The 26,565-nt window shown below is 40.5% G+C and carries 24 protein-coding genes, 3 tRNA genes and 1 pseudogene; 13 read left to right on the top strand and 15 right to left on the bottom strand.

Going from position 1 to position 26,565, the window contains the following annotated elements; all coding sequences use genetic code 11:
- Positions 1-185: 185 nt before the first annotated feature.
- A complete protein-coding gene (locus FTT70_RS01330) occupies positions 186-1,433 on the bottom strand; it encodes a L,D-transpeptidase family protein (protein ID WP_026438156.1) in 1,248 nt (415 codons plus the stop codon).
- 80 nt (positions 1,434-1,513) lie between these two features.
- Here FTT70_RS01330 and FTT70_RS01335 point away from each other — a divergent pair, with 80 nt between their 5' ends.
- The 6 genes from FTT70_RS01335 (at position 1,514) to FTT70_RS01360 (ending at position 7,818) form a co-directional block, all read left to right on the top strand.
- Complete coding sequence (locus FTT70_RS01335) at positions 1,514-1,666, top strand: hypothetical protein (protein ID WP_180168197.1); 153 nt, start codon at positions 1,514-1,516, stop codon at positions 1,664-1,666.
- Between the two features lie 39 nt (positions 1,667-1,705).
- Entirely contained in the window at positions 1,706-2,776 is a 1,071-nt protein-coding gene (hemE, locus tag FTT70_RS01340; protein WP_180168198.1) for a uroporphyrinogen decarboxylase, read from the top strand.
- Between the two features lie 76 nt (positions 2,777-2,852).
- Positions 2,853-3,686 (top strand): DUF817 family protein, encoded by an 834-nt coding sequence (locus tag FTT70_RS01345; protein WP_180168284.1) that lies wholly within the window; start codon positions 2,853-2,855, stop codon positions 3,684-3,686.
- Positions 3,687-3,841: 155 nt separating this feature from the next.
- Positions 3,842-4,312: a DUF3015 family protein gene (locus FTT70_RS01350; RefSeq protein ID WP_168417733.1), complete on the top strand. Its 471-nt coding sequence runs from the start codon at positions 3,842-3,844 to the stop codon at positions 4,310-4,312.
- A 95-nt stretch (positions 4,313-4,407) separates the two neighbouring features.
- Positions 4,408-6,357 (top strand): DUF4105 domain-containing protein, encoded by a 1,950-nt coding sequence (locus FTT70_RS01355; RefSeq protein WP_180168199.1) that lies wholly within the window; start codon positions 4,408-4,410, stop codon positions 6,355-6,357.
- A gap of 105 nt (positions 6,358-6,462) precedes the next feature.
- Positions 6,463-7,818 carry a diguanylate cyclase gene (locus FTT70_RS01360; protein ID WP_096900955.1) on the top strand — a complete coding sequence of 452 codons (1,356 nt, stop codon included), beginning with the start codon at positions 6,463-6,465 and terminating at the stop codon, positions 7,816-7,818.
- A gap of 98 nt (positions 7,819-7,916) precedes the next feature.
- On the opposite strand, the gene folE is transcribed toward FTT70_RS01360, so the two are convergent.
- Positions 7,917-8,465 carry a GTP cyclohydrolase I FolE gene (gene folE, locus FTT70_RS01365; protein ID WP_171062567.1) on the bottom strand — a complete coding sequence of 183 codons (549 nt, stop codon included), beginning with the start codon at positions 8,463-8,465 and terminating at the stop codon, positions 7,917-7,919.
- Positions 8,466-8,558: 93 nt separating this feature from the next.
- Positions 8,559-9,248, bottom strand: coding sequence for a Smr/MutS family protein (locus FTT70_RS01370; protein WP_178318577.1), 690 nt, complete (start codon positions 9,246-9,248; stop codon positions 8,559-8,561).
- A gap of 85 nt (positions 9,249-9,333) precedes the next feature.
- Between FTT70_RS01370 and FTT70_RS01375 the strand changes: the two genes are divergently transcribed.
- Positions 9,334-10,845, top strand: a complete 1,512-nt coding sequence (locus tag FTT70_RS01375; RefSeq protein ID WP_178318578.1) for an HNH endonuclease domain-containing protein — start codon at positions 9,334-9,336, stop codon at positions 10,843-10,845.
- Between the two features lie 48 nt (positions 10,846-10,893).
- Here the strand turns inward: FTT70_RS01375 and trpC are convergent, their stop codons facing one another.
- Genes trpC through FTT70_RS01390 form a run of 3 tightly spaced genes read right to left on the bottom strand, consistent with a single transcriptional unit; the run spans position 10,894 to position 13,367 of the window.
- Positions 10,894-11,697 carry an indole-3-glycerol phosphate synthase TrpC gene (trpC, locus tag FTT70_RS01380; RefSeq protein WP_180060795.1) on the bottom strand — a complete coding sequence of 268 codons (804 nt, stop codon included), beginning with the start codon at positions 11,695-11,697 and terminating at the stop codon, positions 10,894-10,896.
- Positions 11,698-11,718: 21 nt separating this feature from the next.
- The gene (trpD, locus tag FTT70_RS01385) at positions 11,719-12,765 is read right to left on the bottom strand and encodes an anthranilate phosphoribosyltransferase (protein WP_004971918.1); all 1,047 of its coding nucleotides are present in this window, start codon (positions 12,763-12,765) and stop codon (positions 11,719-11,721) included.
- Positions 12,766-12,782: 17 nt separating this feature from the next.
- The gene (locus FTT70_RS01390) at positions 12,783-13,367 is read right to left on the bottom strand and encodes an aminodeoxychorismate/anthranilate synthase component II (RefSeq protein ID WP_218952753.1); all 585 of its coding nucleotides are present in this window, start codon (positions 13,365-13,367) and stop codon (positions 12,783-12,785) included.
- Between the two features lie 894 nt (positions 13,368-14,261).
- Here FTT70_RS01390 and glnA point away from each other — a divergent pair.
- The 3 genes from glnA to ubiA all read left to right on the top strand — a co-directional run bounded on the left by glnA (position 14,262) and on the right by ubiA (position 17,266).
- Entirely contained in the window at positions 14,262-15,677 is a 1,416-nt protein-coding gene (gene glnA / locus FTT70_RS01395; protein ID WP_179994655.1) for a type I glutamate--ammonia ligase, read from the top strand.
- A gap of 207 nt (positions 15,678-15,884) precedes the next feature.
- Entirely contained in the window at positions 15,885-16,373 is a 489-nt protein-coding gene (locus FTT70_RS01400; RefSeq protein WP_004971911.1) for a chorismate lyase, read from the top strand.
- 14 nt (positions 16,374-16,387) lie between these two features.
- Positions 16,388-17,266 carry a 4-hydroxybenzoate octaprenyltransferase gene (gene ubiA, locus FTT70_RS01405; RefSeq protein ID WP_178318581.1) on the top strand — a complete coding sequence of 293 codons (879 nt, stop codon included), beginning with the start codon at positions 16,388-16,390 and terminating at the stop codon, positions 17,264-17,266.
- Between the two features lie 107 nt (positions 17,267-17,373).
- Here the strand turns inward: ubiA and FTT70_RS01410 are convergent, their stop codons facing one another.
- A complete protein-coding gene (locus FTT70_RS01410) occupies positions 17,374-18,246 on the bottom strand; it encodes a LysR family transcriptional regulator (protein ID WP_180168200.1) in 873 nt (290 codons plus the stop codon).
- A 224-nt stretch (positions 18,247-18,470) separates the two neighbouring features.
- Between FTT70_RS01410 and FTT70_RS01415 the strand changes: the two are divergent.
- A pseudogene (locus FTT70_RS01415) lies at positions 18,471-20,216 on the top strand (FAD-dependent monooxygenase).
- A 196-nt stretch (positions 20,217-20,412) separates the two neighbouring features.
- Positions 20,413-20,670 (top strand): hypothetical protein, encoded by a 258-nt coding sequence (locus FTT70_RS01420; protein WP_096900950.1) that lies wholly within the window; start codon positions 20,413-20,415, stop codon positions 20,668-20,670.
- 16 nt (positions 20,671-20,686) lie between these two features.
- Here the strand turns inward: FTT70_RS01420 and FTT70_RS01425 are convergent, their stop codons facing one another.
- The 7 genes from FTT70_RS01425 to FTT70_RS01455 all read right to left on the bottom strand — a co-directional run bounded on the left by FTT70_RS01425 (position 20,687) and on the right by FTT70_RS01455 (position 23,792).
- A complete protein-coding gene (locus FTT70_RS01425) occupies positions 20,687-21,130 on the bottom strand; it encodes a DUF2726 domain-containing protein (protein WP_004971902.1) in 444 nt (147 codons plus the stop codon).
- Positions 21,131-21,208: 78 nt separating this feature from the next.
- A tRNA-Asn gene (locus tag FTT70_RS01430) sits at positions 21,209-21,284 on the bottom strand.
- Between the two features lie 117 nt (positions 21,285-21,401).
- A complete protein-coding gene (locus FTT70_RS01435; RefSeq protein WP_004971899.1) occupies positions 21,402-21,704 on the bottom strand; it encodes a hypothetical protein in 303 nt (100 codons plus the stop codon).
- A gap of 217 nt (positions 21,705-21,921) precedes the next feature.
- Positions 21,922-21,997 (bottom strand) — tRNA-Asn (locus FTT70_RS01440).
- 6 nt (positions 21,998-22,003) lie between these two features.
- Positions 22,004-22,079: transfer RNA gene (locus FTT70_RS01445), tRNA-Asn, on the bottom strand.
- Between the two features lie 146 nt (positions 22,080-22,225).
- Positions 22,226-22,852: a superoxide dismutase gene (locus tag FTT70_RS01450; protein ID WP_026438302.1), complete on the bottom strand. Its 627-nt coding sequence runs from the start codon at positions 22,850-22,852 to the stop codon at positions 22,226-22,228.
- A 181-nt stretch (positions 22,853-23,033) separates the two neighbouring features.
- Positions 23,034-23,792, bottom strand: a complete 759-nt coding sequence (locus FTT70_RS01455) for a Nif3-like dinuclear metal center hexameric protein (RefSeq protein WP_004971895.1) — start codon at positions 23,790-23,792, stop codon at positions 23,034-23,036.
- 167 nt (positions 23,793-23,959) lie between these two features.
- On the opposite strand from FTT70_RS01455, the gene FTT70_RS01460 reads away from it, so the two are divergent.
- Positions 23,960-25,138: a trypsin-like peptidase domain-containing protein gene (locus FTT70_RS01460; protein WP_004971893.1), complete on the top strand. Its 1,179-nt coding sequence runs from the start codon at positions 23,960-23,962 to the stop codon at positions 25,136-25,138.
- Between the two features lie 350 nt (positions 25,139-25,488).
- On the opposite strand, the gene FTT70_RS01465 is transcribed toward FTT70_RS01460, so the two are convergent.
- Complete coding sequence (locus FTT70_RS01465; RefSeq protein ID WP_180168201.1) at positions 25,489-26,475, bottom strand: Tim44 domain-containing protein; 987 nt, start codon at positions 26,473-26,475, stop codon at positions 25,489-25,491.
- Positions 26,476-26,565 lie beyond the last annotated feature (90 nt).

Below are 26,565 nucleotides of genomic sequence, written 5' to 3' on the forward strand. Positions count from 1 at the left end.
TTTTAACTTAAAGCCATCTTATGCTTTTTTATGTTGCCAACCTACAGCCGTTCTGCAACATGCCGTTCTAAAATTGCAACATTTAGGGTGGTGATCTGTAAAAGCATACTTTTTTCAAACATCAAAAAACCCACGTAAAACGTGGGTCATTCGCTGCCTAAGCAGGGGGATTATACGGTGTGCGATTATTCAAGGAATTTCACAGTCACACCAGAACGTACTTTACGACCTAAGTCATTGGCATCCCAGTTTGTTAAACGAATACAACCGTGTGATGCTGTTTTTGAAATAGTCGATGGGTTTGGCGTACCATGAATACCAAAGGATTTTTTACTCAAGCCAATCCAGATATTACCTACAGGGCCATTCGGGCCAGGTGGTAAAGACAGTGGTTTTAAGTTTTTACCCTGAATAAAGTTACTTGGTGAATAGCTATACCATGGGTTTGGCGCAACACCTGTAATTTTATAGGTACCTGTTGGTGATGGTGTATCTGCACTACCAATGGTTGCAGGGAATGAACCCACCATTTGGTTTTGCTTATTGAACAAATACAATTGTTTTGCGCCTTTGTGCGCCACAATCAGGTGAATGTCTTCTGGTAAGTCATTGCGGACATTGGTCACCAATAACTTTTCACCCGCTTTGTTAAATGTCGCATTTGGATTTAATTTCTTTAAGAAATTTTCATCCATGTGGAATTTTTCACCTAGCATTTCGCTGACACGGGTGTAGTACAAGCCTTTCATTTTGGCTTGTTCTGCATAGTCATGTGGAATGGACTTAGCATACGGACCTTTTAGGTCAGCTTCAGTAATTGTGTATTCTACAAATGCAGGACGTGAACCTTGACGTGCCACCAAAGCATCCCAAGTTTCTTGGGTTAAAATACCTGTAGGTTTAATGCCGTTCATTTGCTGGAAAGATGCAATGGCTTTCAGGGTATTTTTACCACTGGTACCATCAATTGCACCCGGAGAAGCATGGGCATTATTCAACATGACATGCGCACGCGCATACACTGGAAATTGACCTTTGCCAATATTTTCATACCAAGTGGCATTATTAAGACCGTCTAAAGTCCACGAAGCTTTTGGTGCTGCAGTGGTTGTGGTTTCAACAGGCTGGCTTGGCGTGGTTGTGGTCGGTGCTGCACCTACATCGGCAGTGGTATCTTCAGTTTTGTGTAGATCATCTAAGGTTTGTGATGCCTTATTTAAATCATTTTGTTCTTGTTGCGTAATAGCAGTATCGGTTGCATTGAGCGTGCTTTGTGCTGCAGAAGCTTCTGTTGCTAAAGGATCAATTGGATCTTCAACCGCAGTATTGCTGATCACTTGTGGATTTAACGGTTGTTCAGCAGTAGATGCAGCAAAAGTAGTTCCTGCAAAAATGCAACTTAAACTCATTGCGAGTATTGTGCGAACGAACATGTAATTCAACCTTGAGAATTATTCATTTACATAGATAAAAACTAGCCAAGTATTGCAGAAAAACTAAGGAGATGCAGTAGTTGTTTTGTGTAAATGTGCAAGAGGATGATGCTTTTACCGATGCTTTTGTTTATGTGATGTATTTCACACAAATAAAAATTGAAATTGCAAGTAAAGTTCAGGATAAAAAAGACCAACCAGAAATGAAGTTATTAAAACTTCAACCTTTTTGATATGATGGCTGCAAGATTGAAAATGAGTTGGGAAAGTAAATGACGACCTTAAAAAATGATCGTTTTCTTCGTGCCTTATTACGTGAGCCAGTAGATTGCACGCCCGTATGGATGATGCGTCAGGCAGGACGTTATTTACCAGAATATCGTGCCACACGTTCGCAGGCAGGAGACTTCCTTTCTCTATGTAAAAATACAGAATTTGCATGTGAAGTGACCTTGCAACCACTGCGCCGTTATGAATTAGACGCTGCGATTTTGTTTTCAGATATTTTAACCGTGCCAGATGCTTTAGGTTTAGGTCTGTATTTTGAAGCAGGCGAAGGGCCAAAGTTTCATAAAACTGTACGTACTGAGCAAGATGTTGCCAATTTACCTAAATTCAATGCCAAGTCAGATTTAGACTATGTCATGAATGCAGTATCGACCATTCGTTCTGCTTTAGGCGGACAAGTACCTTTAATTGGCTTTTCAGGCAGTCCGTGGACATTAGCAACCTATATGGTAGAAGGCGGTTCAAGTAAAGATTTCCGCTATACCAAAAACATGATGTATGCACAGCCTGAAGTATTGCATGCGCTGTTAGGTCGTTTGGCGGATGCAGTGACTGAATATTTAAATGCACAAATTGATGCAGGCGCGCAGGCAGTTCAAATTTTTGACAGCTGGGGCGGTGCATTAGCACATCGTGAATATATTGAATTTTCACTGAACTATATGCAGAAAATTGTGTCAGGTCTGCAGCGTGAAAAAGATGGTCGTAAAATTCCTGTTATTTTATTCACTAAAGGTGGTGGTCAATGGCTTGAGCCAATGATTGCAACAGGTGCAGATGCCTTTGGTTTGGACTGGACAACACCATTGAATGTGGCACGTCAAACTGTGAATGGCCGTGCGGCTTTACAAGGAAACTTAGATCCTGCCACTTTATATGGTTCACCTGAAGCGATTGCCAAAGCTACTCGTGCAATGCTGAATGATGCTTACGCCAATGGTGAAAAAACTGGTTATGTGGCCAACTTGGGTCATGGTATTACCCAATGGGTTGATCCTGAACGTCCTAAAGTGTTTATCGACACCGTACATGAATACAGCGCTAAATATCTATAATAAAAGCAATTGTATAGATCAGTTAGTTGCAGATGGAAATATGTAGCGTGAGCTTCAGTTGGGTCATCAAATTATGATGTGGCGAACATGGCTGAAGTCAGGGTTTGAATTTTCGACTAAGGCAGCTTCGGCTGCCTTATTTGGAATTTTATTGCTGATTGCATTTGCACTCACAGCACCTATGGCCAGTCAGGAATATTTTGGCTTTTTTCGTTACGACTATTTGCTGTTTTATGCCTTAATTATTCAGGTTTGTCTTTTATATTTAAAACTAGAATCTTGGGCTGAAGCCAAAGTGATTGCCTTATTTCATATTTTGGCAATGATCATGGAAATTTTTCTGACCCATCCACAGATTGCTTCGTGGCAATATCCGCAACCTGCTGTGTTTAAAATTATGACTGTGCCGCTGTTTGCAGGCTTTATGTATTCAGCAGTTGGAAGTTTTTTTGCACGTTCCTTGCGTTTGTATCGGGTATCGTTACTGAATTTGCCAACTTTTCCGAATATGCTGGCTTTGGCGGTTTTGTCTTATATTAATTTCATGAGCAAATTTTTTATTCCAGATATTCGCTACGGCTTATTTGCGTGGAGTGTGCTAATTTTCTGGAAAACCAAAATCCGTTTTCAATTGCAACAGCATCAATTGCAGCTGCCAATGTTACCTATATTGTTGCTATTGGCATTTATTATTTGGGTGGCAGAGAATATCAGTACCTTTTATCAAATTTGGCTATATCCAAGTCAGGTCGATACGTGGCACATGGTGGGTTGGGGCAAGTTGGGGTCTTGGTACTTGTTGCTGCTATTGAGTCTGGTTTTAGTCATGCAAATACTTGGTATTCGTGATGCTCAAGGACGATGGACACTTAAAGATGAGGCTCCGAAAACAGACTCAATTCAGAGATGATCTTACGCTACAAAAATAATGCATGACTTTGGTATAAATGTTTTGCGTTCTTAGTCGCATCTCGCTATCTTAAAGCGGTGTAATAAAAGTTACACAAAGCAATAATAATGATTCGAAGCATAACTTTTCGGATAATAAATTTCTGGAGTACGACTATGATGAAAAAATTAGCATTGGCTGCAGTGTTGGCAGTGGGTTCTACAGCAGCATTTGCAGACCGTGATGCAGGTTGTGGTATCGGTTCACAAGTTTGGGCAGGTCAGTCTGGTAAAGTGGCTAAAATTTTAGCAGCAACCACCAACGGTATTTTTGCTAACCAATTATTTGGTATTACATTTGGTACTTTAGGTTGTAGCGGTACAGGTACAGTAACTGCACAAGTCGTGACTTTTACCAATGAAAATGCTGAATCATTGGCACGTGATATGGCAGTTGGTGAAGGTGAAAGCTTAAATGTATTGGCTGAATTGCTAAGCATTAAAGCTGAAGATAAAGCACACTTCTTTACAGTTTCTAAGCAAAACTTTGCTTCTATCTACTCTGCAGAAAACCAAACGTCTTTAGAAGTTCTGGCTTCTTTACAAAACGTAATGGCAAATGATGACGTATTAAAAGCATACGTTTAAGTTTGAATGAAAGCCCTGTGTAATTGCAGGGCTTTTTTATACCCAAATACAATGTTGAAATTCAAATTTGCCTATAAAAAACATATAAGATGTCCATGAAATTTTTTGTCTTGTGTACTGCTGCTTTTTTATCTCCTACGGTTTTTGCTTTATCTTCTGAAATATCAACCAGCCTGACTCAACAACTTTCTCCAAGTTCTGTGGCACAAAGGGCTGAAACTTTAGCCACATCTGCAAGCAATTATGTGCAAAAAGCCAAAGATTTGCACTTAGCAGAACAGGTGACTTGGCAGCGCTTAATGTATGCGCAGCAAGGCAAAAGTGAAGTGCAATATGCGGGCTATTTTGTGTCAGAACAAGGTGGAAGCAATTTAGACCAAGAGTTACTTCGCAATGTGCAGGCATTATTTGAAATAGCGCCTGCCAATCAATCGGTGCAGTGTAAATTTCCTGCACGCAGTCGTTGGCTGATTGAACAATTAAATATTCCTCAACAGGACTTAGCACAGGTGCAATGCCCTGAATTGGATGAATGGATTGGGCAAATTAAGCCCTATAAAGCAGTGCTGATTTATGCCACAGACTTTATGGGCAATCCAAGTTCTATGTTTGGGCATACCTTATTGCGCTTGGACCCGAAAGATCAAAAACAATTAAATCTTATATCCTATGCCGTGAATTATGCAGCAACCGTCACTGGCAGTGAAGGTTGGTCTTATGCGTGGAAAGGGCTTACAGGGCAATATCCGGGTGAATATTCACTGATGCCGTATTACCGCAAAGTAAAAGAATATGGTGATTTAGAAAGCCGAGATTTGTGGGAGTACGAACTGGCACTGAATGAGCAGGAAACCACATTTTTGGTGCAGCACATTTGGGAAATGAAGCATGTGCAATTTCCGTATTATTTTATCAGTGACAATTGTGCCTATCGCTTATTGGGCTTAATGGATTTGGTGCGTCCTGAGCTAAATTTACAGCAGCAGTTTAAAGTCGCATCTATTCCAATTGAAACACTAAAAGCTGTAGAGCAGGAAAATTTAGTGGCAGATGTTGTCTATCGTCCTGCTTTGGAAACTCAGTTATTGGCGCAAGCCAGACAACATGGTACAACTTTGGCAAAAACTGCCCATCAAGTGGCCGAAGCAGAACCTGAAAATGTGGCGGCAATTTTGCAAAATTACAGCCAAATCGATCAAGCTAAAATTCTGGAAATGGCTTATGACGATTTGTATCTGAAACTGATTGGACGCAAAATTGAAGCCAAAATTGCACAACCGCGACTGAGACAAATTTTAAGTTTAAGAAGTCAGATCAATTTAGAAAAACAACGTCAGGATGTCGCACGCCCTCAGGTCGATCCTGTGCAGGGGCATCATGCACGAAGCTTTGCTGTGCGTACTGGCGAGGTGCAAGGCGAGCATTTTGTAGAGTTGAGTCATCGACAGGCTTACCATGACTTACTTGATCCGCAAGGTGGTTTTCGTACAGGGACGCAACTCAACTTTTTAGAAGCTTCTGTGCAATATCGTGAAGACCGCTTAAAACTGAATCAGTTAGATTTACTCTCGGTGAACTCTTATAACCCAATGACCGCATTTAAAACACCACTTAGTTGGGGCTTTAATTTGGGTTGGCAGCAAGAAGCCCTGAATTCGCACGGGGCTTTTAGCGAAACGGAACAGCATGGTGTTTTAAGTTTAAAAACACATTTTGGTTATAGCGTGGCTAATCAAGCGCGTGAACATTTGTGTTATGTGCAAATTCAAAATCATGTGCAAGCGGGTAAGGCTTTAGACAAAGGCTGGCGTGTTGGAATTGGCCCAACACTGGGTTGTCAAAATATCTGGTCAGCACGCATGAATAGTTTGGTTCAGCTTGAATTACCGTATTGGGAAGATCGTCACCAATGGCAATTTAAGCTGAACAGCCAGTTGCAATATGTACTCAACCCGCAGCATGTGTTGCGATTGGGTTGGGAATATCAACAACAGGACAAACAGGACTGGAACAAGACCAGTTTAGGCTATGTGCATTTTTTTTAAAGAGCTGTTGAATTTATACTGAATTGTAAAAAACCAGCTAAACAAGTTGAGTTGCTGGTGAAACCCGTTAAAATTTAGCAGTTTCTTTTGGCTGGGTTGTTGTGGATGTATCAAGAGTGTACGCATGAGCTTGCAGAGCAATGGAAGTCAATTTGCGAGCAATTTAAGCCAGAAGATTTGCAAGCGACATTCCAGTTTATTCAAGCACATGCAGAAGATTTTGTGATCGAGTTCTATCAGCAAATGTTGCTTGAAGAACATGCGACAGAATTTTTGTCTGCAGAGATGGTGAAGAATCGCTTAAAAAACTCTTTATATCAGTGGCTAATTTCCAGTTTTGAAGTTCCGTTTCAACACAATTATAACGAGATTGTAGAAAAGCAATTTAAAGTGGGCGATGTGCATGCACGTGTACAAATTCCATCTTGGCTGATTATTCGTGGTGTGCGCGTTATTATAAAAAAGGCTTTTGAGTTTTTTGCAACAGAAGCCAATAGCAACTTAAATCAGTTTAATTATTTAAGCCAAATTTTGTGCTTTGCCACAGAAATTATGTGCCGATCTTATGAAATGAAGGTCGAAGTACATAATGATATGAAACATACCTATCGCTTATTTTCTGCCATGCAAGATGTCGCCGTGCATAAAGACCGACAACGCGGGACTTTGCTGGATTGGGAAAATGAGCTGATGTTTCAGGTGGTGTCCGATCACACCAAAATGACGCAACCGATTTTATCTAAAACAGAATTTGGCTTATGGTTTATTCATAAAGCGGCTTATGCCTTTTCAAGTTCGGAACAAGTACAAACTATTACCGAATTTATTTATCAGGTGGATGAATTAATTCAGAAAATTGGTCAATGTGAAAGTCAGGCACAGGCAATTGAAATGATTCAATCCATTCGTGCCAAGAATCGTGAAATTTTGCATTTAGTCGATCAAATTTTTCAGGTGTCTGAATATATCAGTTCAGGCAATGATGCCTTAACTCAACTGCTCAACCGCCGTTATTTAAATACCATCGTGTCCCGTGAAATTAATTTTTCACGAAAAAATAATTCGCCTTTAACATTGTTGGCGATAGATGCCGATCATTTTAAATCAATTAATGACCGTTATGGACATGCAGCAGGAGATGATGCATTACAGTTTTTAGCTGATGTGATTTTGCAATATGCAAAAGGCAGTGACTATGCCTTCCGAATTGGCGGCGAAGAATTTTTACTGTTACAGATTGATACCACCATTGATCGTGCCTTGGTAGTCGCTGAAAATATTCGTAAACGTGTCGAAAAAGCCACATTAAAAACATCAACAGGTGAAGAATTTAACTTTACCATTAGTATAGGTGTGCATGAATATGATGGGCATCCAGACTATCAACGTTTTTTTGAAGAAGTGGATAAAGCCTTGTATATGGCAAAAAATAATGGACGCAACAATGTGTCTGTAGGTTGAATCTGAAGATGTATCAAGCTAATTTTTTAATCTAAAACCCAAAAATCCCGAACATAAATTTCGGGATTTTTTATTTGATTGAGGAACTTAGCCACAATTTAAAAACTCTCAGGCACCGCACTTAAAAATTCACGACGGGCTTCTTTATCTGTTTTAAAGTCACCTACAAAAGATACGGTACGTGTGGTCGATTCCTGTTTGCCTACACCGCGCATCATCATGCACATATGGGCTGAATCAATCACCACAGCAACACCGCGTGCTTTGGTCACTTCAGCCACAGCTTCCGCAATTTGCTGAGTCAGATTTTCCTGAATTTGCAAACGACGTGCAAACATTTCGGTAATACGGGCAAATTTAGACAAGCCTAAAACATTACCTTCAGGTAAATAGGCGATATGCACGCGACCATAAAATGGCAATAAATGATGTTCACACAGTGAGTAGAACTCAATATTTTTCACCAAGACCATTTCACGGTTGTCGGATGGAAATACGGCATTATTGGTCACTTCGGCTAAGGTTTGGCTATAGCCCGAAGTTAAATACGAAAAAGCTTTAGCAGCACGCATCGGCGTATCTTTTAGACCTGGACGATTAAGATCTTCACCAACGGCGGTTAGGATGTTTGCGTAGGATTGCTGCATAGACATAAGACGTGTTCACTTACACTGATATTGAACAAGGTCGGCATTGTAACAGAAAACTATTGCAATGCCTTGTTTAAAAGATGAAACCGATTATTGTTTAAACTTTGGGTTCTTTTCGCTGCGTTTAAGCAACACTAAAACTGCACCAGTGCCACCTTGTTTTTCAGGCGCACTCACAAAAGCCAAAACATCACGATGCTGACGCAGCCAGCCATTTACATAAGTTTTTAAAATGGCTTCAGGGCCTTTGCCATGCACAATTTTAATCACGTTCTGGTTTTCATCTTTAGCCATTTGAATGATTTGCAAAACGGCTACCCGCGCTTCTTCTACCGTACAACCGTGCAAATCAACAGCTTCAAACCAGCGTAAGTTGCCTGCTTTTAAATCTTCAAAGACTTTATGTTGCAAAGTTGCAATGCGATAGCTCAGCGAAGCTTGGCTGCCCACAGGGTTAAGCATGGCTTGCGTATCGGACAGCAAGGTATCATCGGTTTCCATAGGGCCTATGGCTGCTGCACGTTTGGCCAGCGTTTGGGCATCTGGTTTTTTCTTGGCAGTGTGTTCGATTTTTGCAATATTGCCTGCGTCCATTTTTTGAACGCCTTGCATTTGCTGACGAAACAAAGCGAGATCATCTTCCTGTTGTTGCTCAGGCGTCTGAACTTTGGGTTCAGACGGCTTGGCAATACTTGAAGTATGAGGCTGAGTGATTTGCTTTTTAAAAGATTTTAGTAAATTGTACTGTTCTTTAGAAAGAGAGGAGTCGTGTCTACTCATAATCAAACAAAAATAGAAATGATGATTTATACTATATGATTTTGGCTTTTATTTTTACAAAATTTATTTTTGATTGAGGGAATCTATGAAACGACAAATTTCTGAGCAAGATAAGAAGTTAGTCCAAGAACAACAACGTAATCAAAATGGTTCCTTGAGTTGTTTTATTTCTGGGGAAATTATCGATTTAATCAATGATGAGATAGAGTACGATCACATTTTACCTTATGCGAAACAGGGAGATACTGATTTAGCCAATATCCGTATTGTTAAAAAAATATATAATCGAAGAAAGTCTGATCAGTCTTTATATGAGGTTAGAGATAATCTTAAACTTGAGCAATTGTTTATTGAAAAAAAGAATAAAATAAAGTTGCAAGATATTTTTAAGCTAAAAGATATTGAACAAAAGTCCCTTATTTTTACGAAAAAAGAGCATTCTATTATTATTGATGATGGTGTCGATAAAAAAGAATTTTATTTATTGTTTGATAATATTTTAGAAGTTGAATACTTCTACGGTAGAATCCCGGTCAAATGGCTTGAAAACGATGATCAAGAAGGTTTGCAACCGAGAGTTATTGATTATAAGAGATTAATTTCTCTGAGAAATCATCTTAAATTTCATCCACAATTAGCACCATCTATTGCGCGTTTAATTGATCGTAAATTTAAATTGTTTGATGGTCAGCATAAACTGGCAGCACAAGTCCTCAATAACAATACAGAAGTAGATATTAAGGTTTATGTATCGCCTGATGATACAGAAAAAGCTAAAAAATTGTTTGATGACTTGATGATCACTAATTTAGAAGCACATTCAAAGCACAAACAAATTCCATTTTATACCTCTACATTGTTAGATCGTTTATCTGTTATTTATAAAGAGATGCTAGATGAATTTACGGCGAAAAAAGCGGTCGGGCAGCATTCAGAAGAGAATTTCATTAAGTTTTTAGTGGCTGAAAAACAACAGAATAAAAAAGATGCGAAGGAAATGCTTAAAAGTGCAATTATGGATAACGCAATTGAACTTTCTGCATTAAGACCTTTTATTGCGGAAGCATCTAAGGATGCGGCATATCCTTTGTCGATTGATTTGCTCAAAAAAACAATTTTTAGCAATACCCTATATTTGGAGCCATCTTCTGCAAATTTTAAAGCGGTCAATGATTATAGAGATACAGAGCTTGAAAATTTTAAAGAACTTGCACAATTGCTAGTGCAACATGGTTATTTGAATAGTTGGGTACAAAATATCAGAGGGAAAGAGTTAACTGATCTTGAGCTCAAATCACGCCGTATTTGGCATAAAGGTGCTGTATCAACCTGGTCACCTTATTTAGAAAGTATTTTAGGTATGGCTTTTAATTTTATGACGCATGATGAGCGCAAAAAGCTATTGTATCGCGATCTCATGACGAGTGACCAAAAAGAAAGAATTAAAGCTTGTTTGCAAAGATTATTTAATCATCCTTTATGGGATGAACCTAAAGGTGAAATTGATAGTTTACTAGTTTCATCAACTAAACAGAACGAGTTGTTTGATCGTAAAGGTTTAACAGAAATCTATGTTTTAACAGGACAAAGTAAATAAAAATGAAGCATAACCAAGCGATTTTCATATCGCTTGGCTAGATCGATTTTAAGCATCAATATGCCCAAATAAATCACGGAAAGCATGGTCAGGACGTGCTTGTTTCATAAAACTTTCACCGACCAAGAAGCTGTGAATATCATGGTCTTGCATCATACGGACGTCTTCTGGTGTGGCGATACCACTTTCCGTGACCAATAAACGTGCAGGTGGCAACAAGTTTTTTAAACGCAATGAGGTATTTAAATCGACTTCAAAGGTTTTTAAATTTCGGTTATTGACCCCTAAAATACAACGCTCTGAAAGATTTAAAGCACGTTCCAATTCAGTTTCATCATGCACTTCAACCAACACATCTAAATGATGTTCAAAAGCCGTTTCCGACATTTCTTCCAACTGTTGGTCAGATAAGCAAGATACAATCAATAACACACAGTCTGCATGTAAGGCACGTGCTTCCACCACACCATACGGATCAATCAAGAAATCTTTACGCAGAGCAGGCAAGTTACAGTGTGAACGGGCAATCTGAATATTTTCATCTGCACCCTGAAAGAAATCGACATCGGTCAGTACAGATAAACAGGCTGCGCCTGCGGCTTCATATTGCTGTGCAATTTCGGCAGGGTCAAAGTTTTCACGAATAATGCCTTTAGATGGTGATGCTTTTTTAATTTCCGCAATCACCGCTGGGCGTTTGTTATGCAAGGCTTGTGCAAAGCCACGTGCAGGTGTTGCTGCACGTGCCAATTGTTCTAGGTCTGCATAACTGCGTTGTTTTAAACGCTCGGCAAACTCTTCTTTTTTACGTTCTACAATTTTACCTAAAATGGTATTGCTAATATCCACCATGATGCACCTTCCTGATTTGCTTTATGCTTCGTACTGTTTGAGCGTTTTGGTAAATTCAGACAACACGCCCATTTTTTCCAAAGCTTGTCCACCATAAATAATGTCATGTGCCAAAGCGACACCTTGTTTGTAGCTTGTAGTTAGACCCGAAACATAGATACCCGCACCCGCATTGAGTGCAATCATATTGGCCGCTTTTTCGCCTTTGTCTGATTTGTTTTTGCCTAAAGCATCTTTAATCAAACTCAAGCTTTCAGCAGAGTTTTCTACAATCAGTCCTGTTAAAGTTTGAGATTCAATTCCCACGCTTTCAGGGGTAAGTTCCCATTCGGTAATTTCACCATCTTTGAGTTCTGCAACATAAGTGCTCGAAGCAAGGCTAATTTCATCTAAACCATCTTTAGAATGCACCACCATGACATGCTCAGCACCGAGCTGTTTCATCACTTCTGCAATCGGGCGGCATAATTCATTGCTAAACACCCCAATGACAAAACGCTTTACACCCGCAGGGTTAGTCAATGGCCCAAGCAAGTTGAAAATACTGCGAATACCCAACTCTTTACGCGGGGTAACCGCATATTTCATGGCTTTGTGATGATTCGGTGCAAACAAGAAACCTACGCCCATTTCACGAATACAGCGTTCAGTTTGTTGCATGTTTAAGTCAAGATTAATGCCTGCTTGCTCAAGTAAGTCAGATGAGCCTGATTTGGTTGAAACCCCACGGTTACCGTGTTTGGCAATGGTTGCACCTGCAGCTGCAATGACAAAGGAAGAGGCGGTAGATACGTTAAATAGGTTTTGACCATCGCCACCTGTGCCGACAATATCCACGAGGTAAGGAATATCGCTGACATCAATTTTGATGGCAAATTCACGCATTACACGTGCAGCAGCAGTAATTTCATCAATGCTTTCGCCTTTTAAGCGTAAGCCCATCATCAATGCACCAATTTGAGCGTCTGTTGCTTCGCCCGACATAATCGCGCGCATCACATCTTCCATTTGAGGCTGAGTCAGGTGAATTTGTTTTGTAATATGGTTGAGTGCTTGTTGAATATTCATGTGATTTGACTCGCTCATTATGCGTAAATTTCCAAAAAGTTTTTAAAGATTTGATGACCGTGTTGGCTCAGGATCGATTCGGGGTGAAATTGCACGCCTTCAACAGGCAAAGTTTTGTGCTTCACGCCCATAATTTCTTCCATCGAACCATCTGCTTCTTTGGTCCAGCATGTCACTTCCAGACAATCTGGCAAGGTTGCTTGATCAATCACCAAAGAGTGGTAACGGGTTGCAGAAAATGGTGAAGGCAGATTGCTAAAAATACCTGTGTTGCTGTGGTACATATCCGATAAACGACCATGCATCACGGTTTTAGCGCGCACAATGTTTCCACCAAAGGCTTGTCCGATACTTTGGTGTCCTAAACACACACCCAGTAACGGAATTTTGCCTGCAAAATGCTGAATTGCAGGAATAGAAATCCCTGCTTCAGATGGAGAACAAGGGCCTGGGCCAATCACCAAATACTTGGGTTGCCATCGCTCAATATCTTTTAATGTCACGGCATCATTACGAACGACTTTTACTTCCTGATTTAACTCGCCAAAATACTGGACGATGTTGTAGGTAAAAGAGTCATAGTTGTCGATCATTAAAAGCATGAGCTAACCTATTGAAAATTGAACACTTTAAGTGCTAAAGAGTCTGAGATAATTTGCTTTATTCCTGCGCCTATAATGAGAAAGGACTTTATTTTTCTTGTCGAAAAGAAGGTGGAATAAGGAAGCACTTATCATCATAGCAAAAAATAAGCATTTTCTGCGGACTATTTATATGATAATCGCTGTTAAGGATTATCAGCAGAGTGCTGCATTGAGTTTTTTTCAATGTGAATTCAGTGGTATTCAATCTTTTAAGAAAATAAACGAAAGCAATTTTCTAGGAAATCAAAAAATGTTCATCGGGCTGTCATAGACAGGCTACAAACTATATGACTGTACCGATAAGATTGTTGTTGCGCTAAAAAGTTGCATCTCCTATGCGTAAAAATTAAAAGGCTAAGCCAACTAAAACTTTAAAAACGTCAAAGAAAATATTGATGCTTGCTATGCTGTTTTTACGTGGATGTCGCTTAGAAATTAGGTGGGTTTATAATTTTTAAAGTATGTTGTTATTTTAGCTGAATAAAATAACAACATTTGCAGCACGCAATTTATTAGATAGAGCAATCATTATATAGATCAGAACAATTACTGCCGCGAATTGAGCGAGTTTGGCTGGTGTTTTTAGTGGCACAGTTGCAGAAGCTTACAAAAAATGCACTAAAATAGTGCTTTGTTTTGGCGTTTTTTATCAAAACAAATGAACAGTGTTTGAATATGGTGCAATTCGTATTTCTGACAGTATAATAGCGTCAAAGTAAATTATTTAAATGATGTGTTCTCATACGGAATTCATGGTTTTAGCATTGCTTTTAAAAGTTGGTACGCTAATTGCTTAATAACTACCAACTACTAACACGCACTTTCGAGTGCAACAAAAAACATCGGAGCAAAATGAGCATGGCGAACAAGGTCCTTCAACTCATCCAAGAAAGTGGTGCAAAATGGGTCGATTTCCGCTTTACAGATACTAAGGGTAAAGAGCAGCACGTAACTTATCCTGCAGACAGTATCGATGAAGATACCTTTGAAGACGGTAAAATGTTTGATGGTTCTTCAATTGCTGGCTGGAAAGGAATCGAAGCATCAGACATGATCTTACGCCCAGATGCTGCAACTGGTTTCATTGACCCGTTCTTTGCTGAGCCAACAGTGGTTGTGACTTGTGATGTCATCGAACCATCTACAGGTCAAGGCTATGATCGCGATCCACGCTCTATTGCTCGCCGTGCTGAAGAATATTTAAAATCGACAGGTATTGGTGACACGGCTTTCTTTGGTCCTGAACCAGAATTCTTCGTATTTGACGAAGTAAAATGGGACATCGATATGTCTGGCGCGCGCCATACATTAATCGCAGAAGAAGCAGCATGGTCTACAGGTAAAGACTATGAAGCTGGTAACTCAGGTCACCGTCCACGTGTGAAAGGCGGTTATTTCCCAGTACCACCAGTAGATTCTTCTCAAGATATGCGTGCAGATATGTGTGCAAAAATTGAAGAAATCATGGGGCCTGGTCGTGTAGAAGTACATCACCATGAAGTTGCATCTTGCCAGTTAGAAATTGGTGTGAGCTTCAATACTATGGTGCGTAAGGCTGACGAAGTGCAACAGTTCAAATATGCAGTTTGGAACGTTGCGCATCAATATGCAAAAACTGCAACCTTTATGCCTAAACCAATGGTAGGCGATAACGGTTCAGGTATGCACGTACACATGTCTATCTCTAAAGATGGCAAAAACTTATTCGCAGGCGATGAATACGCAGGTTTGTCAGAAATGGCGTTGTACTTCATTGGCGGTATTATCAAACATGCCCGCTCTTTGAACGCGTTGACTAACCCATCGACCAACTCATATAAGCGTTTAGTACCGCACTTTGAAGCACCAATTATGTTGGCTTACTCAGCGCGTAACCGTTCTGCATCTATTCGTATTCCTTACGTGTCTAGCCCGAAAGGCAAACGTATTGAAGCGCGTTTCCCTGATCCAATGATGAACCCGTACTTAGGTTTTGCGGCATTGTTGATGGCGGGTCTTGACGGTATTCAAAACAAGATTCACCCAGGTGAAGCTGCAGATAAAAACTTGTATGACCTTCCGCCTGAAGAAGAAGCAAAAATCCCAACTGTGGCACACAACCTAGAAATGGCGCTTGATGCTTTGAAAGAAGATCACGACTATTTATTAAAAGGTGGTGTATTCACCAAAGACATGCTTGATGCTTATATCGAATTGAAAACTGAAGATGTACGTCGTTTGAACACGACGACTCACCCAGTTGAATTTGATATGTACTACAGCTTGTAATACATCAAAAATCTTAAATTTGAAAAACCCGCTTCGGCGGGTTTTTTGTTTTAGATGGTGCAATCATGGTTTTGAATTGGCATGGATTTTATCAAAATATAAGAATTCGCTTAATTTTTTTGGATAATTGCAGGGAATTGCGCCATCGGTCACAAAACTTTGCCTAAATTTGGGCTACACTAGGCTATCTTGTTAAGGTGGCGGAACATGCGAACACAGCCTATTTTTCCCAAGCAGGCAAATCTGCCTTCTGAATTAAAAACATGGCTATATGCAGCAGGTTCTTTGACCCAACAACTGACTCAGCTCGCAGGCGGACAATTTAAAGTTGAACCACTGCAGCAATCTTTTCAGCGTTTAAATTTACAAGATGCCCAGTGGATGCAAATGCCACATTGGCACACTTCATGGGTGCGTGAAAGCTATTTATATGGGTGTGATGAACAGCCATGGGTCAAAGCCAAAAGTATTTTTCCGATTCTAAGTTTGCAAAGCAAAGCCCGTTTATTTCAGCATATTGGCAATAAACCCATTGGCTGGTTTTTATTTCAGCGTACCAATCCGTTGTGTCAAAGGCGTGTGGTTTTGCTCGATGAAGGCTGGACACGACAGAGTTGCTATACTTGGCATGGCTGTAAATTTATTGTGCAAGAAACTTTTTTACCGCGTTTTGAGCAATTTATTCAACAACATTAAGATACGAGATTGGTATGGCATTGGCACAGCAGATCACGTGGCGTGAGCGTTTAGAAGCATATTATTATTTGTGTCGTTTCGATAAACCGATTGGCACAGAACTGGTGTTTTGGCCAACCATGTGGGCCTTGTGGATTGCTAATCAGGGCATGCCGTCTATCGGGATATTAATCCCTATGATTCTGGGCACAATTTTTATGCGCGCTGCAGGCTGTGCCATTAATGACTTTGCTGACCGTAAGGTGGATGGTCATGTGGAGCGTACCAAAACACGTCCTTTAGCCACGGGTGTGATTAGTGCCAAAGAAGCCATTTATGTATTCTTAGGTTTGGTTGCACTAAGCGCAGCCATGTTGTTATTTTTACCAATTGAAACTTTCTATTGGTCATTTGGGGCATTATTTTTAGCGTTTATTTATCCATTTATGAAACGCTACACTCATTTACCGCAAGTGTTCTTGGGAGCGGCATTTTCATGGTCTATCCCTATGGCTTATACCGCTGTAGGTGCAACGCCTGATCTTACTTGTTGGTTATTGTATTTTGGCAATTTGGCGTGGACTGTGGCTTATGACACTCAATATGCAATTACAGACCGTGAATATGATTTGAAAATTGGGGTGAAATCTACCGCAATTTTATTTGGTCGCTATGACATTCAAATTATTTCATTGTTGCAAGCGGGCAGTGTACTTTTGATTGGTACGGCATTGTGGTTAGAAAATTTACTGATTCCGTTTGGTTTAGCGGCATTACTGGTTGTGGTTGCAGACTTTATATACCAATGGAGTAAAACCAAAGATAAAGACCCGCAACGCTGTTTTTGGGCATTTCGTCATAACCGTTGGGTAGGGCTGATTATTTTTGTGGGAATTGTATTGGCTTTAATGTAAACCCTTTCATTGAATAAAAAATCTAACAAAGCATCTGATGATATTGCTGGTCAGATGCTTTTTTTATAGATATTTTTGCCGTATTTTTCTTGTTAAACCATTTGCGACTAAACCCTTTTTAACTCCTGAGTAATAAGTTGCAAAACCAGATTTTGATTTTGCTTACAATAATTGGCATATAAATTTAAAGCTTGCACTTCAAAATTGGTATCTAAAATCACCACATGATCGGCTAAAAAGCGTAATAAATATTCAGGCACAAAGCTGTAGCCCATGCCCAGATTAATTAAATTAATATGCTGCAAAACATTGGTTACCCAAAGCAAGCGTTCTGTAGGCATCTGCTCCACAGGAATGGCGTGGGTGACGTGCTCATAAAAAACAGGCGAGGCATTTTGTTCGCACATAATTAAATTGTGTTGCATTACATCTTGCACACTCAAGCAAGTTTTATGCGTCACAGACTTTTGCCCCGACACCAAATAAATCTTTTCGGTCAAAATATGCAGGTTTTCAAAATCTTCATGTGTAATTGCATAGCGGGTAAAAGTTAAATCGAGTTCAGCATTTTTTAAACGCTGAATTTGCTCCAAACAAGTCAGACTTTGAATGTGAATTTGCAAATCAGGAATTTCACATTTTAAGCGTTCCAAAATTAATGGTAGAACTTTTAGCTCCGCTACATTCAACAAACCAATATGAATTTGATTGTTTTTTTGATGGGCAACTTGACGCGCTGCAGCAATGGCTAATTTTGAGTTTTCAATGGCTTGTAGGGCATAGGGTAAAAAAGCACTACCTTCATCGGTCAGTTGAATTTGTCGCGCAGAACGATCCAATAATTTTACACCGACTTCTTCCTCCAAATCTTTAATTTGCTGGCTTAAAGAAGGCTGTGTGGTAAAGAGTTTATCTGCCGCCTTTGTGAAACATTGTTCTTCTGCGACTGCAGCAAAATAACGTAAATGCCTCAATTCCATTCGCTTTGCCTATCAACCCGCATCTATCTACCGCAATTGTAAACCAAAGCAGTTTTGCCGATACAGCATTCTGCATATCGGTCAAAAAATTCAGTACAAAGTCAAACTAGTGCTAAAACCAATCCATCTATAGTTTATACGCATACAAATAGGCGCACTTTTTGACTGGATTACACTGCAGCGCAAGATGTTTGCAACAGATTTGGCAGTGAAAGGAGTCCAGTATGTCGACACATTACGATACCGATGTTTTGGTAATTGGTACGGGGCCAGCGGGTTCAACCCTTGGCTTAGCTTTGGCGAATTATGGCATCAAAGTACAATTGTTCACCCAGTTTAACTGGTTAGCCAATAGCCCGCGTGCACATATTACCAATCAACGGGCGATGGAAGTTTTACGTGATTTAGGTATCGAAGAACAAGTTAAAGCCATTGCAACACCGTGGCAACAAATGGGCGAAAGTTTGCTTACCACCAGTTTGGTCGGTGAAGAAATTGCACGTATGAGTTGCTGGGGAACAGGTGATGAACGTCACGGTGATTATATCAAAGGCAGTCCATGTCCTTTTGTCGATTTAATTCAGCCAAAAATGGAAACATTATTGGTAAAAAATGCAGCCGAGCGTGGCGCAATTTATAATTTCAATACCGAATATTTATCACATACCCAAGATGAACATGGAGTTACCGCAACTTTTCAGAATAAAATCACGAATACAGAATTTAGTTTACGTGCCAAGTATTTGGTGGGGATGGACGGTGCGCGTTCTAAAGTGGTTGAAGAATTGCAATTGCCTTTAGAAGGTGTAATGGCACGTGCGGGTACAGTTTATGTGACTTTTAAAGCCGACTTGAGTAAATATGTGGCGCATCGACCTGCAATTTTACAGTGGATTGTCAATCCTGAAGCCAGTTTTGGTGACTTGGGCATGGGCTTGTTACGTGCCATTCAACCTTGGAATGAATGGATTATGGGCTGGGGTTTTGACATCAGCAAAGGTGAGCCTGAGGTAACCGAAGCACAAGTTCGCGCACGTTTGAATGCCTTTGTGGGCGAAGAAATCCAAGAAGTTGAAATTGAAAAAGTATCCTATTGGTATGTCAATCAAACTTGGGCCACCCAGTATTCGGTTGGACGGGTATTCTGTGGTGGAGATGCCGTGCATCGTCATCCACCTTCGAGTGGTTTAGGTTCTAATACTTGTATGTAAGATGCTTTCAATTTGGGTTGGAAATTGGCTTATGCGGTGAAAGGTTGGGCAACGCCTGAACTCTTGGCATCATACAGTGATGAACGTGCGCCTGTAGGTAAGCAAATTGTCGCGCGTGCTAACCAGTCCCGCTTTGATTATAAACATCTAAAAGAAGTTTTTGGCTTTGATGATGGCGTTAGCACACAAGCTGAAATGCTGGATCTTATTTTTGCAGAAACCGCAGAAGCAGCCCAAATTCGGGAAAAATTGTATCAGGCACTGGCAATTAAACATTATGAATTTAATGCGCAGGGAGTGGAGTTGAATCAGCGTTATGTATCTAATGCCATGCTTGCTGAAACTACCACTGAAACGTTTTTACAAGACCCGCAATTGTACTTGCAAGCCACTACACGCCCAGGTGCAAAAGTCCCACATACGTGGTTGATTGATGCCAAAGGTCATAAACATTCAACTTTAGATATTGTCGGTAAAGGTCGTTTTACCTTGCTGACAGGTTTGTCAGGCAAAGCATGGAAAACGGCTGCAGCAGAACTCAACTTGGCCTATTTAGATGTGATTCAGATTGGTGCGCATGAGCATCTAGATGTGTATGCAACATGGCAGCAAAAGTCTGAAATTGCCGATGCAGGTGCAGTGCTTGTACGCCCAGATGGTTATATGGCTTGGCGGATGCAAGACACGCCATCTGCAGATTTTGACCATTTGGCGTGTTTGAAACAGGTTTTGTCGCAAATCCAATTATGTATTAAATAGACAGCTTTGACTGTTCAGCAATACTTTGTTTATGAACTGCCCACAGCTTGTACGCAGGCTGTGGTTTTTTATCTATTGATTGATTCAAAGAAAGTTGTAGATGAATAAACGTGCAAAAGCCACAAGAAACTTTGTGCCTACACTCGATTTTGATATATTGAGCTTCATTTTGATGCGTTTGAAATAGGAATATATGATGTCACAGTCTGAGCAGCAAAGTCCTGAAAAAAAGCCAAGTCTAAAAAAGATGATTATCTTGGCAAGCTTAGGTTTGTTGATTCCTATCTTTTTGGTCAGCATGGCATTTTTAGCAGTCAATAGTGATGCCAAAAATCAGGAAAAATATAAACAACAGCAGGCAGAAATTATTGCGCGTATTGAAGCGCGTGAAGCTGCAGCACAGCAAGCGAAGCAGGCGGGTCAGACACAAGCTGCTTCAGAAGCTACACCTTAATATCGAGTTGATGATTTCAACTCAAATCTGATTGTAGTTGTCTGATACTTGGAATCTCGGTGTATCGGACAACGCGATAACCTGCCTCGTGAAACATTGCATCCCGTTCTGCATCTTCCTGTTCTTTGCCAATATGTGAGGGGTCATCTAACTCTATAATTGCAATGACCTGCATTTCTGCATTTAAGATCACAAAATCAGTCACTTTACGATTAAACAGCGCACGAATTTTATAGTGGTTGTTGGTGATTAATGCGCTAAACGCCACTTGTGCCAAGATGTGATGCTCAGGAAAAGCTTGTTTTAAACGCATAAACATTCTGCGTTCAAAAGCAGTCATCATCGGTTTAGGATAAAAGTTTTTCTTGGGGAAAAATAATTGCTTAAAAATTAAGATAAACAGGGCAAGGCTAGCCAAGCTGCCAATAAGCAAGAAAGTCGATTGACTGGATTCAAACATAGATGATGCGGTGTCGTTAGACCCTAAACAGCAGGAATAAAAAACCCACGTCATAATGCGTGGGTTTTTTAAGAATTTTGGCTCTCCCACCTGGGCTCGAACCAGGGACCTGCGGATTAACAGTCCGTCGCTCTACCGACTGAGCTATGGGAGAATCTGACACGCATTCTATGTGGGTATCTGTTTTTGGTCAAGCTGGAATTGAAAAAAAACCGTAATTATAGATTAACTGCTTTAAAAATAATCATCTAGCTTTGTTTCAACGCAGTTTTTAGAGTGCTTGAATGGCTTTTATATAATCTTCGCGTGTCTGTGGTGGGTTGGTTTTACGACATAAGTTAATTAATTGCAGCATCTCTTGCTGAGTCATTTCTGTTTTCACTTGGCTTTGAATTTGTTTTAAGGTGGCTTGTTGTTGTGCGTTCAGATCACGACTGCATTGATACAGACGTTCATACATGAGTGTCGCAGCAGTTTTATTGCTTTCAGATTTTTGCGTACATTGAAAAATTGCAAAAATCACCACAATCAGAATTGTCCAAAAAATCAGGGATTTTAACCAAGGCGCTTGCATGGGCTTTCAAGTTTTATTGTTGTTGATGAACCTAAGTTAGCGAAAAAATAGAGTCATCACAAGAGGGGATAGCCCGATCTTCACTGTATGGTTTTAATTTTGATTTAAGGGGAGAGTGAGGCCTGTTCCATTCGTTTAGAACATCATATCCACTATAAAAACAATAAAAATTGCAAAAAAAAATCCCACGTCATACTGCGTGGGATTTTTAGAATCTTGGCTCTCCCACCTGGGCTCGAACCAGGGACCTGCGGATTAACAGTCCGTCGCTCTACCGACTGAGCTATGGGAGAATAGATTGGCTCTCCAACCTGGGCTCGAACCAGGGACCTGCGGATTAACAGTCCGTCGCTCTACCGACTGAGCTATTGGAGAATCTGTGGGGCATTTTAGGGATGAAAGTTTAAGTCGTCAACACGTTCATCATCAGAAATGTATTGTTTGCTTTATAAATATTCATTTCATCTGCAAAAATAAAAAAACTGCCCATAAAGAGCAGTTTTTCTACAGAAAAATAGAAATTATTTTTCTACACCAGCATCTTGACCTGCGTATTTCGCATTTGCGTAATCCCAGTTTACAAGGCTTTCTAAGAAAGTTTTGATGTAAACAGGACGTGCATTACGGAAGTCGATGTAGTAAGCGTGTTCCCAAACGTCAATCGTCAATACTGCAACTTTGCCGTGCGCCATTGGTGTGTCAGCATTTGAAGTTTTCATAATAGAAAGTTTGCCATTCACTTCGTCAGCTACTAACCAAGCCCAACCTGAACCGAATTGAGTTGTTGCAGCAGCAGCAAATTCTTCAGCAAATTTTTCGTAAGAACCGAAAGCTTCATCAATTTTAGCAGCCAAAGCACCAGTAGCTTTACCACCACCGTTTTTAGCCATACAGTTCCAGTAGAACGTGTGGTTCCAAACTTGCGCTGCGTTGTTGAATACACCAGCTTTAGCTGCATCGCCTGCAGTTGCTTTGATGATTTCGTCTAAAGTTTTACCTTCAAGCTCCGTACCCGCGATCAAGTTGTTCAGGTTCACAACATAAGTGTTGTGGTGTTTGTCGTGGTGGAATTCTAAAGTTTCTTTGCTGATGTGTGGAGCAAGATCTTCGTAACCGTATGGTAAAGCCGGTAAAGTAATGGTTGTCATGTTTTCAATTCCTTGCATTTTGCTGGGTTTTAACATTAAGTGGCTCTATTGTAATAGATTTCGAGATCAAATTGCGCATTAGGTATAAATAACCATACAGAATAAGACTCGAATGTATACATCTAAAGACTATGTTAAACACAGATGTCATTTGAGTGAAATCGTTGGGTGAAACGGTGTATTAAATTGGGTTATTTAATTCAAAATAACTATACTCAATATTAAACTGTTCTGAAATAGCTTTTGCGAGTCGTTGTACACCATAGCGCTCAGTCGCGTGATGTCCGCAGGCATAATAATGCACGCCTAGTTCTTTGGCTTCATAATAGGTGCGTTCACTGACTTCGCCCGAAATAAAGGCATCACAACCTTGTTCTGCCGCTTTGCCAATAAAATCTTGTGCTGCACCCGTGCAGAACCCTACTTTTTGAATCTGACTTTTTTCGGCAGGAAGATGAATGGTTTTAAAGCCTAAACGCGCTGTGAGATAGTCACGAAATTCGGTTGCGCTCATGGCTTGCTTTAAAAAACCAATATTACCAATAGGATGACGTTCACTCGGGTCTAGGGCTTGCAAATTTTCTAATGCCAAACATTCAGCAATGGCAGCATTATTGCCTAGACTTGGGTGTGAATCGAGCGGTAAGTGATAACCCACCAAAGAAATATCATGCTGGATTAAACTTTTGATGCGTTTACCGCGCATGCCTGTAATTGGGTAAGGTTCGCCTTTCCAAAAATAGCCATGATGTACCAACAGTAAGTCTGCATTTTGGGCAATAGCAGCATCAATAGCCTCTTGAGAGGCAGTCACTGCACATAAAATTTTTTGAACTTCAGACTTACCTTCAATTTGTAAACCGTTGGGCGCGTAATCTTTAAATTCATGTGTATTTAAAGTTTGATCACACCATTGAATAATTTCTTTTAGCTGCGCCATAACTTTCTCAAATTGCTCATATTTAGCCAATATCAAAACATATTTTGTATTGTAACTAAAGCAAGACAAAACTCTTGGGCTTTTTTATGTTTCTATTTGTGTTTCGTTTTACAATAGCTCATTCAATGACTTAATCATCAAAAAAAATTTACTTAGAGGTACAAAACGTGCGCCGGACCTTTACCTGGTTACCTTGGGTGTTACTCATTCTGGTTATTATTGGCTTTGTGACTTGGCAACAACTGCAAAAACCGAAAGCGCCTGTGGCTGCCGATGGGGTCAAAATGCCTGCCGAGAAAGTTGAACCATTAATTGATACAACACGGACAGGTGGGGTGGTGTCGTATAGCGCTGCGGTTAAAGTGGCAGCGCCTGCGGTGGTAAATATTTTTACCACACAAAAAGTGAAACAAATGGATCATCCATTGTTAAATGACCCTGCATTTCGTGAATTTTTTGGCAATCAGTTACCCGATCAATTTAAGCAAGGCCCAAATGAAAACAGTTTGGGGTCTGGGGTCATTGTTCGTCCAGATGGTTATATTTTAACGAATAATCATGTGATCGCGCAGGCTGAACAAATTGTCGTGGCTTTGCACGATGGACGCCGTGCGGTTGCAAAAGTTGTTGGAACTGACCCAGACACAGACTTAGCGGTTATTAAAATTGATCTAGAAAAACTGCCTGTATTGCCATTTAAACTGAGTGGCAATGAAGTGGGCGATGTCGTACTTGCGATTGGTAACCCATTTGGTGTGGGACAAACCGTGACTCAAGGGATTATTTCTGCGACAGGACGTTCTGACTTGGGTATTAATACCTATGAAGATTTCATTCAAACCGATGCAGCAATTAATCCAGGTAACTCAGGTGGTGCATTGATTGATGTGGCAGGGAATTTGATTGGGGTAAATACGGCAATTTTCTCGCAATCAGGTGGTTCATTGGGCATCGGCTTTGCAATTCCTGCACAAGTCTGTCAGCAGGTTTTAAACTCGATTTTAAAAGATGGACGTGTGGTTCGAGGTTGGTTAGGTATTAGTTTGTTGCCTGTGCAACAAGACAACATTTTAGAACCTGCACAAGGCGGTGTAGTGGTTGCTGATGTACTGCGCGGTGGCCCTGCAGCAGAAGCAGGTTTAAAACGTGGTGACAAAATTTTAAAAGTGAATGATGAAGCGATTACTTCAACCTCGCATTTAATTAATTATGTTGCTGCACAAGCACCGCATACGACGGTGACTGTTTCAGTTGAACGTGGTGAAGAAGCCTTAGATTTGGAAGTCGCAGTCGGTGAGCGCAAAGTTCAAAATACCGATAAGCAATTTATTCCATTGCCTGAATAATAGATTTAACACTAACAATTTAGCCTTGCCCGTTTGCAGGGCTTTTTTGTTGGCTAAGTAAATGGAGATCGACTGGAAATAACCAAAGTGATACGGATAACGTGATTTGATTTATCTCTGGGTAGATACAAAGAGAAGGTGGGCTAAATAAACTGTATTGATGAATGATGATACTTTTTGATAGATCTAATCAATCGAGGGTTTGGTTTTGTGTGGCAAGTGTGGATGTATTCGGTGTTGATGTCTTAGAAGATTTAAACGTGCTGTTTAAACATGATGGGTCTCAACTTAGATAAAGAAAGGCATAAAAAACAGCAACCGAAGTCGCTGTTTTTCTAGATCCATTGAAATTATTGCTCTTGCTGAATACCTGCCACTAACCAGTCTTGATTAGAGCCTGCAGGTTTTACAAAGTGCCAAATTTCTGTAAATGGTTGCGGTAAGCTGTTCAGGTCTTCGCTGACTGTACCTGTAAAGCGTACACTTATGACATATTGACCATTTTCAGTTGCAGAATCGACCACCATGGCATTCAAGTTAGAAAACTCTGCTACATCTTGGTCTTGGTTTGCCATAATGTCCTGATACATCGACTGATATAAATCAGGAGTTAAATAACGCTGAATTTCTGCGATATTACTGGCTGTGTTCATAGACTGAATATGGTTAAAACGCTGACGCGCTACACGTAAAAAGGTTGCAGGCTCTGAACCATCAGGCAATTGATTGCCACTGTTGGTATAAGCTGCACCAAATGGCGCGTTATTATTGGCAGCTTGACCAAAAGCCGCTTGGGTAGAAGCGGCAGAACCCCCAACAGATTGACCAAAAATATTGGTATTGTCGTTACGTGGCGCTGCAGCAGGTGGTGTTTGCGCAAACGGTGCCTGATTGGCACCGCTATTTGGCGCATACGGATTAGGCGTTAGTTTTTTTTTTGCGCCCATCTTACGGAAAATGAAGAAGGCAACAGCAGCAGCGAGTAAAATCCAAATCCAGCTTGGAATACCGCCTTTTTCCTCTTGCGCTTCGGCAGCACTTGCAGCTTGATCATCGGCCAAGGCATTGGCAGCAACCGCACCAATTGCCGCACCTGCAACACCTGCAGCAACCATACCACCTACGCCTGGACCAGATTTTTGCTGTGCTGGTGCAGTTGTTGGTTGTTGTGCTGGCGTTGTTTGACGAGGTTGTTGGTAAGACTGAGTTGGAGCAGCCGAACGACTCATGCCATGGCTTTTACCGCCACCTGCACGTTTTGCTTCTGCTGCTAACGGAGCTACCAATAAAGTCGCTGTGAGCATTGCTGCGATCAAACCACGCTGTCGAACTTCCATCAAATTTTCCTATATTAAAATAAAGTTAAGCTGTGTATTTATGCAGGCATTTGCTGCGAATTTCAATATAAATATGATATTTTTTCTTGA

The sequence above is a fragment of the Acinetobacter sp. YH01003 genome, assembly GCF_013420525.1.
Taxonomy (GTDB): domain Bacteria; phylum Pseudomonadota; class Gammaproteobacteria; order Pseudomonadales; family Moraxellaceae; genus Acinetobacter; species Acinetobacter towneri.